We start from the raw sequence: 12,872 nt of genomic DNA, 5'->3' as shown, positions 1-12,872 counted from the left end.
TGACACGTCACAACACGCAGACTGGCCAAATCAAGTTCGCGGTTTACGACAGCAGCTACCCTATGAGGGCTGGCTGACTCTTTCGGTTGGACTGCCGTGGCCTGAGCTAAAAACGCCTCCTGAAAGGGAGCTTGTGGTTAAATCCTTTTCAGAATTTCAAACAAGTGAGGCGATTACCCGAGCGACGGCTGCGGGAAGCCGCGCCCAAAAGACGAAAGCACCATCAGAAGAGGAAGACGCGACATTAGAGGCGCAAGACGAAAATGAAAGCGTCGATATAGATCTTAAATCCCCCCCCAAACAAGAACAAATGATCTCTCCTTATGAAGAGCGCGCCCTCGTTCACGTACAAGCCGCGATGGATCACTTAGTACAACAAGGCTTTCAAAACATTGCAGTTATCGCATTAGGAGAGAGTGCTGAGCTTGCGGTTGACTACTTACAGAGTCGCGAAGCAGAAATAAAAGAGAAAGGCTTTGCTCTTATTTTACTCGAACCAAAATTGCCCGACCGGCTGAACAATCGCTTTGCAGAGGCGCTCGGCAACGATTTCCCAGCACCCGTTCTCGACATCTTCGACTCATCCTCTCGTAATCAAAGTGCCGCAGCAAAAGAACGTAAAGCAAGTGCGCGTGCAGGCAACTTTGCCGAATATCAGCAGTTAAAGCTGACGTCAGTGATCGGCGCCGGATCAGACAAGTTTTTATTAAAGCGAATTGGTGACTGGCTNGAGCGTTACGCGCCTGGCCAAGAAAAAAAATAGGCCTGAAGGAGAGCTTATTCTCGCCACTAAGGATTGCCAATTATGACGCTAAGCCGCTAGTTGTAATCTGGAGCTTTCTTACCCGTCAGCTGCTCCAAGCGCTGAATAATTTCAGAAAACTCTTTGATGATTCTCTCTCGATCATGCTTCTTCTCAAGAATAACACTTTGCGCCTTTGCAATATCACCACGAGATTTTTCGAGCGCCTCGGCCACTCTCACTGGAACTTTTCGACCATTTCGCTGGGCATTTGCTGCCAACTCTTCATTTTGGGTGATCGCATTTTGATTTGCCGCGATAGAGGCCTGACGAGAAACGATGACTGAATCAATCTCACTAAGACGACGCTTCAGCAAATGAACGACGGTTCCGGGGGTGCCATACTGCTTCAGTAGCTTTTGATCTTCCTGTTCTCGAAGCTTGCGCGCTTCTTCTTCACGCTCTTTCTTCGCGATCGCGTCGTCTCGGGCACGTATCTGCTCAGCGGTTAATGCGGGAGGTACGACCTCAACCACACGCCCCTGCGCATTCAAGACATCGTAACCGTTGGGAACGATTTCTGGCGGAACAGTGGCAGCCATCACCGTTCGGCCTTGATCATCCTTATAGCGATACATAATGCCTGCCTGCACGGAGCTCACGAAAACCGCAAGCGCCAAGCACACACTCATTACAAGACGAACACTCATTTTTTGTACTTATCCTTAAGAGAAATCACTCGTTTTATAATACCTAAAATCTAACTATAGCCGCCTTGCTAAAGATCGCTCAGTTACAATCCGTTATATTCCGTAACGATCTCTATACGCAGCAACGCTGTCTGCGTACTCTGCCAAACTTGCATCGCTAGAGATGAAGTCTAGTATTTGTCCAAGGTTTACGATGCTCAGCACAGGAATGTTGTAGTCACGCTCAACTTCCTGAATCGCCGAAAGTTCTCCTTGACCTTTTTCTTGACGGTCGAGGGCAATAATAACTCCGGCTGGCTCGGCACCGGCAGCCTTAATGATTTGGATAACCTCTCGAATTGCGGTTCCAGCAGTAATCACGTCGTCAATGATCATAACTTTACCTGAGAGCGGAGCCCCAACAATGGTTCCGCCCTCACCATGATCTTTTGCTTCTTTTCGATTAAAAGCAAAAGGACGGTTGTCTTGATACAAAGAAGAAAGTTGAACCGCCGTTGCAGCGCCTAGAGGAATACCTTTGTAAGCAGGGCCGAAAAGGACATCGTACTCTACACCAGATTCTTGCAAGGTCTGGGCGAAGAATTCTCCTAGCTTTGATAGCGACAGGCCATCGTTGAAAAGGCCTGCGTTAAAAAAATAAGGGCTCACGCGGCCAGACTTGAGGGTAAATTCTCCAAATTTAAGAACATTTTTTTGAAGAGCAAATTCAATAAATGCTCGTTGATGCGGTTTCAGAGACGAAGTCGACGACATAAAAGTGACCTTACTGTAAATATTTGGGTTATTTCTTTTCAAAAAATGTGAAACAAGTATCATATCACGCGTTCAAATTAAGGGGCAGATATGCGTGTAGTATCAATCAGTGTTAACGGTCTTAAGCAGGCCGCGGAACTAGGCTTTTACGATTGGATGCGAGAGATCGATGCCGATGTTGTATGCGTCCAAGATATTCGCGGCAAAGTATATGATTTTGACGATGAAATATACCATCCTGACGGGTATGAAGTGTATATTCTTGATGCCGAAGATCCTGAAGATGGCGGCGTCGCAATTTACACTCGTCACTTCCCAAAAGCGATCATGTACGGATTCGCCTACGAGCCTGCAGACCGACAAGGTCGATTTATTCAAGCGGACTTCGATAACGTAAGTGTTGCATCGATGCTTGCCCCTGCATCAATGGAAAACCCTGATCAGCAAGAGAGCAAAGACAAGTTCATGACAGCATTTCAAGACCACCTTGAGAAATGTCTGCGCAAGCGTCGCCAATTCATTTTCACAGGTAATCTTCAAAGCACACATGAAGTGACAGACGCGAGCGAACGCTACCATCATGGAGAGGCTCCCGGATTCAAAGCTCATGAACGCGCGTGGTTTGACAAAACGTTTGATGAGTTAGGGTATGTGGATGCATTTCGCAAAGTAAACAGCCACGATGACGAGTACACACATTGGCCAAAGTCAGCCGGAGAAGAGCAATCTGAAGCAGGGATTCGCAGCGACTTTCAAATCACTACCGGCACGGTGAATAATCTTATAGAAGATGGGTTTGTTGACTACGACACGCGGTTTTCAGATCACGCACCGCTGATCATTGACTACGACATTATTATGTAGGGCTTAAACTGCAAGAGCCTTAGCTGTCTGATAGACAAGTTAAAAAAGAAAGGGCAAAGCCTTACGGTTCTGCCCTTTCTTTTCACCTGTTTAGAAGAAGCGTCTAACTTAGCGCTTTCTCCTGCAACTCAAAAATTTCCCCTACGCCTTTTCGAGCAAGTGCCAGCATGGCATCAAACTCGTCCTGCTCAAATGCCTCTCCCTCAGCCGTGCCCTGCACTTCGATAAAACCGCCTTTATCGGTCATCACGACGTTCATATCTGTTTCCGCAGCAGAATCTTCAGGATAATCTAAATCCAACACAGCAGCACCCTCATAGATTCCGACCGAAATCGCCGCAATCTTTTGCTTTAAAGGGGACTCTTTTAGTTTGCCCGCAGCAACGATCGAGTTCAAAGCCAAACCAAGTGCAACACAGCCACCTGTAATCGATGCCGTACGAGTACCACCATCAGCCTGAATGACATCACAATCAATCGTAATGGTTCTTTCGCCAAGCTTTTCCAGATCAACTGCCGCGCGCAGTGAGCGCCCAATCAAGCGCTGAATCTCAACCGTTCGCCCGCCTTGCTTGCCTCTCGCCGCTTCACGTCCCATTCTAGAGCCCGTAGAACGTGGCAACATACCATACTCAGCAGTGATCCAACCTTGACCAGCCCCTTTCAAAAAACGCGGCACAGACTCCTCTATCGAGGCGGTACAAATCACTTTTGTATCGCCGAACTCCACCAACACAGACCCCTCTGCGTGTTTGGTGTAACCCGTCGTTAGTTTGATATCACGTGCTTGATCTAACGCTCTTCCGCTTGGACGCATGTATTTTCCTTTTCTCTCATAATGACAAATTTGAAGTAGCGCGAGTTTAACATTATCTTCAATAGCTCGCGCTACGACTTTCAACTATGATTTGCCGAGCCCCAAAACACCTTACTAAGGAGACTCCATGTTAAAAAGTATGACTGCGTTCGCGCGGCAGGAACTAAGCACCCCAAGCGGCACGCTTACCTGGGAGATACGCAGCGTCAATCATCGCTACTTGGAGCCCAACTTTCGTATACCTGAGCAATTCCGAGAAGCGGAAAGTCAGCTAAGGGAACTCCTTCGCAAAAAACTCGCTCGCGGGAAGCTCGATTGCAACCTCAAATGGCAAGCAAGTGACCATGTTGATGACGGCATTTCTCTCAATACAGAAACACTGCTTCAGCTCAGCTCAGCGCTCGATCAAATTTCACAAAGCGTCCCACAAAGCGCTGCACCGAATGCGCTAGACATTTTGCAATGGCCAGGCGTGGTTGATCACAAAGAAGAAGATAGAGCCGAACAAATCAAGCAATGCGTACAAGCATTTGCAAGCGCACTGGATATTCTGATTGAAAACCGACTCCGAGAAGGACAACAACTGGAGCCTCTGTTTAACGATCGATTAAACAAAATTGACGACATCGTCAAACAGGTGCGCGCGCTTCTTCCTCAAATACTTGAACAACAACGACAAAACCTGAACAAACGTTTTGAAGAGCTCTCGGTTGATCTCGACCCGCAGCGACTGGAGCAGGAAATGGTTGTTTTGGCTCAAAAGTCTGATGTCGATGAAGAGCTCGATCGCCTTGACGCCCACGTGCAAGAGGTGAGGAAAGTTCTTTCCAAGAAAGGGCCTGTCGGACGCAGGCTCGATTTTCTAATGCAAGAACTCAATCGCGAAGCCAATACACTTTCATCCAAGTCAATTGTGACAGATACGACCAAAGCCGCTGTAGAACTAAAAGTACTGATTGAACAAATACGTGAGCAAGTACAGAATATCGAATAAATAAAATAAATAGGGTTTTTAACCCTCTTTTTTGCAGCCAATCACTCAAATATGCGGGCATCCTCGTATTCAAGCTTTGCCCTCAAGCGATTAGTTAAAATGCAAGCGAGCAAACAATGTCCGACCGTAAATTCAGCATGAGAACAAGCCGACAAAAGCTTGGCAATGTTACTTTAGTTTTGCTCTGCTGCTTATGGGCGACACTAGCCCACTGCGATGACAGCACACCTGACGAAAGCATATACCAAACGACCAATACCGCATCCGAGTGGCCTAAGGGCGCTTTACCGAAGTCCTTGGAGGAAAACCCCTTAAGGATATCTCTATTTGACCCGCAAAACGGGGAAGATAAAGAGCGCCTATGGTCACAAACAAAACTGGTCTTTGGCCTAGGCGTCGGCGTAGCCGGCTTCATCGCCATGCTGCCTCCAGAAATTTCAAACTGGGACAGAAGCGATGACAAGCTTTTAAGAAAGTGGTGGGACAACGTTAGCGAAGGGCCCGTATGGGATCGCGATGTTTGGTATATCAACTATATCGGACATCCCTATTTTGGTGGCGTGTATTATCAAGTTGCGCGCAAATCCGGCTACCGTCAATGGGACTCTTTCATGTATTCGTTCATGATGTCCACGTTTTATTGGGAGTACGGGTTAGAGGCTTTTGCGGAAGTACCGTCGGTTCAAGACTTGGTCGTGACGCCCGTAGGCGGATGGTTGTGGGGCGAATGGTCTTACCAGAAAGAGAAAGAAATTCGTAAGAATGGTGGCACCGTTTACGAATCTTATTTCTGGGGAGATATCGCTTTATTTTTGCTCGACCCCGTGGACACGATTGGCGCAGGCATAAACAACATGATGGGGCGAGAGGTAGTGAAGGCTGGAACAGCCTGGGTATCGACTCAACCTGCGTCTGGCAACGGTCAAAACCAGTCGAGTAACGATCAATGGAGCTTAAACATTGCCTTCCAATTCTAGTAACCTCGCAACGATTAAACGCTTAGCACTCATTGCTAGTTTGTTCATGCCCATTGCGGCACACGCAGAAGATCCAATTGATCGGAGCATCATTTTTGTTGCTGCCAATGCTGGCCTTGCTCATTTCGACTCCAAGCGTCACTTTGAGGACCGGGATTTTGGAGGCCTATCACTTGGATTACATCTAAACAGATCATGGTCTACTTCCTTATTTTACTCACGTTCGCACCCCGAAAGTGGCTTAGGAAGAAATGTTCGGTTCGAAAACTATTTTGTGCAAGTTAAGCACTACTGGCGCGGAGAGAGCCAATGGCGACCATATTTGGTTGGCGGACTAGGCGAAACGATCCAAGACAGAGAAGAAGACCGTTCAAGCACCACAGCACACGCTGGTTTAGGGATGCACTATGCGATTAATGCAAAATGGGCAGGACAACTGGATTACAGATACTTCAGCGCTCTTCACGATGGCTTTCAGGACAAGACATTGATGACTAGCCTCATTTATCGATTTGGCACAGGGGAACGATAGAAACAAGGACAAGCGATAGGACGCAAGCAAGATCCGCTCTTTCGGAACAGTCCAATCAGATGACCTAAAAGGCGCTTATAGCGACACTCTACCATTCAAGGCACAGTAGCTGTAAACTGTGCCGGCTTAAACCAAGACAATCTGTATTGTCGCGAAGAAATCTGCCGCAGCATATTTGGAATAAGCACCGTTATGATCCTCAAGCCCACCATATCTGGAAAGTTATATATTGTCGCCGCTCCATCAGGCGCTGGCAAAACGAGCCTTGTTCACGAACTAACTGATCGCTACAGCGATATTGCAGTCTCTGTGTCGCACACCACCCGAGACCAACGTCCGGGCGAGCAAGACGGAGTGAACTACAACTTCGTGTCTGTTGAGCACTTCAAGCAGCTCATTGATCAAGGTGATTTTATCGAGCATGCCGAGGTCTTCGGCAATTACTACGGTACATCAAGGAACTGGGTTCAGGAGCGTCTTGACCAAGGACTGGATGTAATACTTGAAATCGATTGGCAGGGTGCGCGTCAGGTAAGAGAGCAGTTCCCAAGCGCAATCAGCATTTTCATCGTGCCACCATCCAAGGCAACGCTCAGAACACGCTTGGAAAGCCGAGGCCAGGACAAAGCCGAAGTCATTGATCGCAGAATGCAGGAAGCGACATCCGAATGCAGCCACTTCAACGAGTTTGATTATTTGGTAGTGAATGAGAATTTCAGTCAGGCCGTTGCCGAGCTGGGAGCTATTTTTATTTCTCACAGACTGCTTGTTGACACACAAGCGCAGCGTCATAAAGACATTATCGACGACCTGTTGTCATAAGCACGTAACTAACATAGAATGCGCGGTTCGTTTTTGGGCTAACATAAAGTCCACTATTTTGATTTCTAGAGGTGAATTTGAATGGCACGTGTGACCGTTGAAGATTGTTTGGATAACGTAGACAACCGCTTTGAACTTGTCATGGTAGCAACGAAGCGTGCACGCCAGCTTGCAAACACTGCACAAGAGCCGTTAGTGCCTGTGGAAAATGACAAACCTACCGTTTTGGCCCTGCGTGAGATTGCAGAAGGCCACATCAATGCAAAAAACGTTGACTTAAGCACTCCTGAGTAATTTCTTTACTACAAGACGCTTGAAAAACCTGCTAGCTTAAATAATATTAAGCTATGCCTAGAAAAGCTGATCAGGCTATGCCTCTTCAGCTTTTTTTGTCTCTCAAATTCGCACACATTAGCAGGTAAAGCGTGCCCAAAATCGATGGGTTAATAGAACGAACAGAATCATATCTCGACCCGGCGAAAGTGCGCCTGATTGAAAGAGCCTATTATGTCGCCAAAGAAGCGCATGAAGGGCAATTCCGGCGCAGCGGTGATCCCTACATCATTCATCCTATTGCCGTTGCCAATATTCTCGCAGATTTACATCTAGACCATGAAACGCTCATGGCAGCATTGCTGCACGACGTGATTGAAGACACGCCTACCACAAAAGAAGAGTTGGCAGCGGAATTTGGTGAAGCAGTAGCCGAGCTCGTCGATGGCGTAAGCAAGCTGACGCAAATTGAATTCAAATCAAAAGCAGAGGCCCAAGCACACAACTTTCAGAAAATGACGCTCGCCATGGCGGACGACATTCGGGTTATTCTAGTCAAGCTTGCCGATCGTCTCCATAACATGCGCACGCTTGGACCACTTCACCACGAAAAGCGGCGACGCATCGCGACCGAAACGCTCGACATCTATGCCCCAATCGCCAACCGCCTTGGCATTAATAGCATCCGTACCGAGCTTGAAGATCTAGGCTTTCAAGCCCTCTATCCGATGCGTTCGAAATACATTCGCAAAGCGGTGAAAAAACTTCGCGGCAATCACAACGAGATTCTGGACGAGATTCAAGGACGCATTGAAAAGCAACTCAATAAACGTAACCTAAACGGAACGGTTGTTGGCCGAGAAAAGCATCTCTACAGTATTTACCAAAAAATGAAGTACAAGCATCGCTCATTCCACGAGATTATGGATGTGTATGCTTTTCGGATTATCTCCGACTCGGAAGATGACTGTTACCGTATTCTTGGTGCGCTACACGCACTCTACAAGCCCCTGCCATTTAGATTTAAAGATTACATCGCCGTGCCAAAGGTAAACGGCTATCAATCCTTGCATACCACGCTCTTCGGAATGCATGTAAATATCGAAGTGCAGATTCGCACAGTGGAAATGGAGAACCTTGCGAACAACGGTATCGCCGCACACTGGCAATATAAAGACGATTCCAGTTTGCAGCTGGCCAATCAGGCACGTATTGATCGCTGGCTAAGCGGACTCAAAGAGATTCGAGAAAATGCCGGTGACTCGATGGAGTTCATTGAGCACGTTAAGATCGACCTGTTCCCTGATGAGATCTACGTGTTTACGCCCAAGGGAGCGATCCTAGAGCTTCCCGCTGGCGCGACCCCGATAGATTTTGCTTATGCCATTCATACTGATGTTGGCAATGCCTGCGTGGCATGCCGCGTTAATAAGCAATTAGCGTCCCTCAGCGAGCCCTTACAAAGCGGACAGACGATTGAGATCATCACCGCGCCGGGAGCCAAACCGAGCCCAGCATGGCTCAACATTGTGGCAACAGGTAAGGCAAAAAGCAGCATTCGCCATTTCATCAAACAAAAGCAGCACGCTGAAAATCTTTCTTTGGGTAGAACGCTACTCGAGAAATCCATGGCGGGTATTTCACTAACTTGGGAGAACGTTGATGAGCCACATCTGCATCACGTACTTGAGCACAATAAAGTAGCAACGCTTGATGAACTGATTCTGCTGATTGGTCAAGGCTTACGCATGCCCTATATCATCGCGCGCCAGTTAGCGACAGAAGGAAAGCTCGGGCAGGAAGCAGAAGAAGCACCACGACAAAAATTAATGATCAAAGGCACGGAAGGCATGCAAGTATCGTTTAGCTCTTGCTGCCACCCAATCCCAGGAGACCCGATCATTGGCTTACCAGACAACGAAACAGGTCTGGTTATTCACTCAGAGCAATGCAAAAAAGCCTTGCGAACGAGCAAGGCGCATCAACGCTTATACCTCAGCTGGATGAAAGACATTACTGACGAGTTTGCCGTCGAGCTGCAGATTCAGCTTGAGCGTCACCGAGGCATCATTGCCGAGCTGGCATCCGCTGTCACACACGCGGAAGCCAACATTGAACATATCGGGGTGACCGAGCAAAATGCACATATGAGCGTCATTAAAGCGGTGATTCACATTCAAGGACGAAGACACTTGGCACGTGTCATACGGCGCATCAGGAACATTAAGGCCGTCATCAGCATACAGAGAATTGTCAATCACTAACGCGCTAGCAAGCGCTTACATACAATAAGGTTTTAGTATGAGCAACAAATCCATTATCCAGTCTGATACAGCGCCACAAGCGATCGGAACTTACTCTCAAGCTGTGAAGGCAGGCGACACAGTTTACCTTTCGGGCCAGATACCACTCGACCCCGAGTCTATGGAGCTTGTTGGTGGTGGGATCGAGAATCAGATCAAGCAAGTGTTCGAGAATCTAAAAGCGGTTTGTGAAGCCGCCGGCGGCAGCTTGCAAGACATCGTCAAGCTCAACATTTTTCTTACAGACTTAGGCAACTTCGCAACAGTCAATGAAGTGATGGCAACCTACTTCCAAACGCCCTACCCCGCGCGCGCAGCGATCGGTGTCGCCGCGTTACCAAAAGGTGCAGAAGTCGAAATGGACGGTATTGTTATTCTTTAATCTGTTCGTTTTTTCGGCGCGCTGACAACAGCGCGCCCTCCTTTCTGAGCCGACTGAATTCCTTTAACCGCTAATTCGCGCGCACATCTCTGCATAACCTTGGCGATAATCAGGATATTGAAGGCCATAGCCTGTATTCAACATACGCTTGTTCGATAGGCGTTTATTACCGGTTCTTCGAACGGGTTCGGCTCCCGCCTCTATGAAGGTTGCATCGATACCCAGTTGACGCGCTATGAATCGATAAACCTCGTTTAAATCCACCGGCGCTGAGTCACTAGCAATGTACAGAGCTTCGACATCCTGCCTCGCGAGCACTTTTTGAATTAAGAAGACCAGAAAACCAACCGCATCATCTTCGTGAATACGATTACTCAAACGCTCACTGCCGCTCAGCACAGGCTCTCTTGCCAATACCTGACGAACCATTCTTAGCCTCTCAGCACCATATATGCCGCTAAAGCGCACGACCGTATGCGCCAAATTACTTTGCTCCAAGATACGTTCGGCTTGCCGAATAACCGTTGCAGTTGGAGAACTTGGCATCGCAGCACTCAACTCATCCACAATCTCTCCATTGTCCTGACTAAACACACTAGAGCTTGATACAAACACTATATGAGGAGAACTCGAACCAACAAACCGCCTGACACACTGCTCCAATCCTCTCACAAAGACCCGCTCATAGGCCTCAGCCGAGCGCCCACTCGGTGTAACACAGTAAAGAATCACATCGATATTATCGGGCAGCGAACACCACGCTTCTTGGTCAGCAACATCCCCAATGAATATTTCCCGAACAGCGCTAGGTAATACCTCTCTTGCGGTTCTCTTGAGAACCAACGACTCGATTTCCGAGCTCAAGTCTTCGAAAACACGACTGGCTATTTGGCCAAAGCCGACAAACAAACAAGTAGGTTTTGCATAGGACATTTAATAGTTACCGTGAAATAGCTGCATTGCCGCGCGAAAAACACTAACATTAATTCAAAGCGCTACCAAAAACACGCAATAACAATTAATCAGACGCACCTCACAGCGAGCAATGAACCCCTTAACTTCCGAGCTAAAGAGCCGAATCAACCGGCCCATTAATTTGATCGAGAGACGACATGCCTGATCTCGATGAAATCCCGCTCACGCAATTAAAAGGCGTTGGCGCAAGCCTTGCGGAGACCCTCAAAAAGCTCGACTTGATTTCTATTCAAGACTTACTTTTCCATCTTCCGTTTCGCTACGAAGATCGCACACGCATTGTTCCGCTGAGCCAGCTAAGAGCAGGGCAACACGCGCTATTTGAAGCTGAAGTGAAAGGTAGCCGAATTGTGCATGGCAGACGACGAAGCCTTGAAGTGCACGTGCAGGATACGAGCGGACAGGTAGCGCTACGTTTCTATCACTTCAGCGCGGCTCAAGCCAAACAATTAACGGCGGGTACCCGCTTACGCTGCTATGGAGAAGCCCGCCTAGGTCAAACAGGTCTTGAGTTTTATCACCCTGAATATCAAGTCCTTAAAGACAGTAAGAAGCATGCCCCGCCAGAAAAACTGACGCCTATCTACACGCTGACAGATGGCATACAACAACCACGCTTGAGAAAACTCTGCTCGGCAGCGCTGGCATTTTTAGATCGCCATCAAATTACTGAACTGATTCCCGACAACATTCTCGATGAACTGCAACTACCTAAGCTGCAAGCCGCCGTAAAGTACCTCCACGCCCCACCAACGGATGCCGACCAGCATGCGCTTTTAGAGGGCTATCACCCCTGCCAACAGCGGCTTATCTTCGAGGAGTTGCTGGCGCACCATATGAGCCTTTTGGAACTGCGCACCAGCATGCAAAGAAAAACCTCGCCGCCACTGCCTGAAACGGATCTAAGCAAAGATCTTAGACACCAGCTTTTAGAGCAACTTCCTTTCACGCTAACCGGGGCGCAGATGCGTGTTTCCGAAGAGATACGAGAAGATCTTGCAAACCCCTATGCTATGTTGCGCCTTGTGCAAGGAGACGTCGGCTCCGGAAAAACCTTAGTTGCGGCAATCGCGGCCTTGCAGGCAATAGCGCATGGTTTTCAGGTCGCTCTGATGGCCCCAACGGAAATTCTAGCGGAACAGCATTTTAATAACTTCAAGCTCTGGTGCGCATCGCTGAACATTCAGGTTGGATGGTTAAGTGGCAAAGTCAAAGGCAAAAAACGCGAAGCTCAGCTCGAAGCACTAAAAAGCGGCGCGGTGCAAATCATCGTCGGTACCCACGCGCTTTTTCAAGAGGATGTGGAGTTTTCACAGCTTGGCCTTGCGATCATCGACGAGCAACATCGCTTTGGGGTTCACCAACGCCTTGCTCTTAAGAACAAAGCATCCGCTGATTACGGAGTGCCTCATCAGCTCATTATGACTGCCACACCGATCCCCCGAACGCTTGCGATGAGTGCCTACGCCGACCTTGATACATCCATCATCGATGAGCTACCGGCTGGGAGGCAGGCAATTGAAACCTTTGTTATTCCAGATAGTAAGCGGCAGGATATTCTTACGCGGGTCGAACGCATCTGCAAAGACGGCAGACAGGCTTACTGGGTGTGCACGCTGATTGAAGAATCAGAAGCACTGCAATGCCAGGCTGCTGAGGCTAGCGCGCAATGGCTCGCCTCAGAGCTAAGCGACCTCACTGTCGGGCTTATCCATGGTCGAATGAAGG

Annotated in this window: 14 protein-coding genes; 10 read left to right on the top strand and 4 right to left on the bottom strand. The window is 48.3% G+C overall.

Going from position 1 to position 12,872, the window contains the following annotated elements:
- A partial coding sequence (locus A3751_RS08540; RefSeq protein WP_068454405.1) for a DUF3530 family protein occupies positions 1 to 763 on the top strand: 763 nt, incomplete at its 5' end.
- Between the two features lie 56 nt (positions 764 to 819).
- Here the strand turns inward: A3751_RS08540 and A3751_RS08535 are convergent.
- Positions 820 to 1,452 (bottom strand): DUF4124 domain-containing protein, encoded by a 633-nt coding sequence (locus A3751_RS08535; RefSeq protein WP_068454402.1) that lies wholly within the window; start codon positions 1,450 to 1,452, stop codon positions 820 to 822.
- Positions 1,453 to 1,545: 93 nt separating this feature from the next.
- Positions 1,546 to 2,187 carry an orotate phosphoribosyltransferase gene (gene pyrE, locus A3751_RS08530; RefSeq protein WP_068454411.1) on the bottom strand — a complete coding sequence of 214 codons (642 nt, stop codon included), beginning with the start codon at positions 2,185 to 2,187 and terminating at the stop codon, positions 1,546 to 1,548.
- A 108-nt stretch (positions 2,188 to 2,295) separates the two neighbouring features.
- On the opposite strand from pyrE, the gene A3751_RS08525 reads away from it, so the two are divergent.
- Entirely contained in the window at positions 2,296 to 3,069 is a 774-nt protein-coding gene (locus A3751_RS08525; RefSeq protein ID WP_068454399.1) for an exodeoxyribonuclease III, read from the top strand.
- Between the two features lie 103 nt (positions 3,070 to 3,172).
- On the opposite strand, the gene rph is transcribed toward A3751_RS08525, so the two are convergent.
- Positions 3,173 to 3,886 (bottom strand): ribonuclease PH, encoded by a 714-nt coding sequence (gene rph, locus A3751_RS08520; protein ID WP_068454408.1) that lies wholly within the window; start codon positions 3,884 to 3,886, stop codon positions 3,173 to 3,175.
- 127 nt (positions 3,887 to 4,013) lie between these two features.
- Between rph and A3751_RS08515 the strand changes: the two genes are divergently transcribed.
- The 7 genes from A3751_RS08515 (at position 4,014) to A3751_RS08485 (ending at position 10,169) form a co-directional block, all read left to right on the top strand.
- Positions 4,014 to 4,880: a YicC/YloC family endoribonuclease gene (locus A3751_RS08515; RefSeq protein WP_068454396.1), complete on the top strand. Its 867-nt coding sequence runs from the start codon at positions 4,014 to 4,016 to the stop codon at positions 4,878 to 4,880.
- Between the two features lie 116 nt (positions 4,881 to 4,996).
- Positions 4,997 to 5,857, top strand: a complete 861-nt coding sequence (locus A3751_RS08510; protein WP_068454393.1) for a DUF3943 domain-containing protein — start codon at positions 4,997 to 4,999, stop codon at positions 5,855 to 5,857.
- Complete coding sequence (locus tag A3751_RS08505) at positions 5,841 to 6,389, top strand: outer membrane beta-barrel protein (RefSeq protein WP_068465824.1); 549 nt, start codon at positions 5,841 to 5,843, stop codon at positions 6,387 to 6,389. Before A3751_RS08510 ends, A3751_RS08505 begins: the two co-directional genes overlap by 17 nt.
- A 192-nt stretch (positions 6,390 to 6,581) precedes the next feature.
- Positions 6,582 to 7,211 (top strand): guanylate kinase, encoded by a 630-nt coding sequence (gene gmk, locus A3751_RS08500; RefSeq protein ID WP_068454384.1) that lies wholly within the window; start codon positions 6,582 to 6,584, stop codon positions 7,209 to 7,211.
- 81 nt (positions 7,212 to 7,292) lie between these two features.
- Positions 7,293 to 7,505, top strand: coding sequence for a DNA-directed RNA polymerase subunit omega (rpoZ, locus tag A3751_RS08495; protein WP_068454382.1), 213 nt, complete (start codon positions 7,293 to 7,295; stop codon positions 7,503 to 7,505).
- Positions 7,506 to 7,636: 131 nt separating this feature from the next.
- Positions 7,637 to 9,748 carry a bifunctional (p)ppGpp synthetase/guanosine-3',5'-bis(diphosphate) 3'-pyrophosphohydrolase gene (locus tag A3751_RS08490; protein WP_068454379.1) on the top strand — a complete coding sequence of 704 codons (2,112 nt, stop codon included), beginning with the start codon at positions 7,637 to 7,639 and terminating at the stop codon, positions 9,746 to 9,748.
- 37 nt (positions 9,749 to 9,785) lie between these two features.
- Complete coding sequence (locus tag A3751_RS08485) at positions 9,786 to 10,169, top strand: RidA family protein (RefSeq protein WP_068454376.1); 384 nt, start codon at positions 9,786 to 9,788, stop codon at positions 10,167 to 10,169.
- A gap of 63 nt (positions 10,170 to 10,232) precedes the next feature.
- Here A3751_RS08485 and A3751_RS08480 read toward each other — a convergent pair whose 3' ends face one another.
- Positions 10,233 to 11,102 (bottom strand): NAD(P)H-binding protein, encoded by an 870-nt coding sequence (locus A3751_RS08480; RefSeq protein WP_068454373.1) that lies wholly within the window; start codon positions 11,100 to 11,102, stop codon positions 10,233 to 10,235.
- Positions 11,103 to 11,281: 179 nt separating this feature from the next.
- Here A3751_RS08480 and A3751_RS08475 point away from each other — a divergent pair.
- Positions 11,282 to 12,872 (top strand): ATP-dependent DNA helicase RecG (locus A3751_RS08475; RefSeq protein WP_068454370.1); only part of this gene is annotated, 1,591 nt, incomplete at its 3' end.

It is taken from the genome of Oleiphilus sp. HI0080 (genome assembly GCF_001635135.1).
Note: the sequence above shows the minus strand (reverse complement) of the source record. Positions and strands in the feature narration are given on the sequence as shown.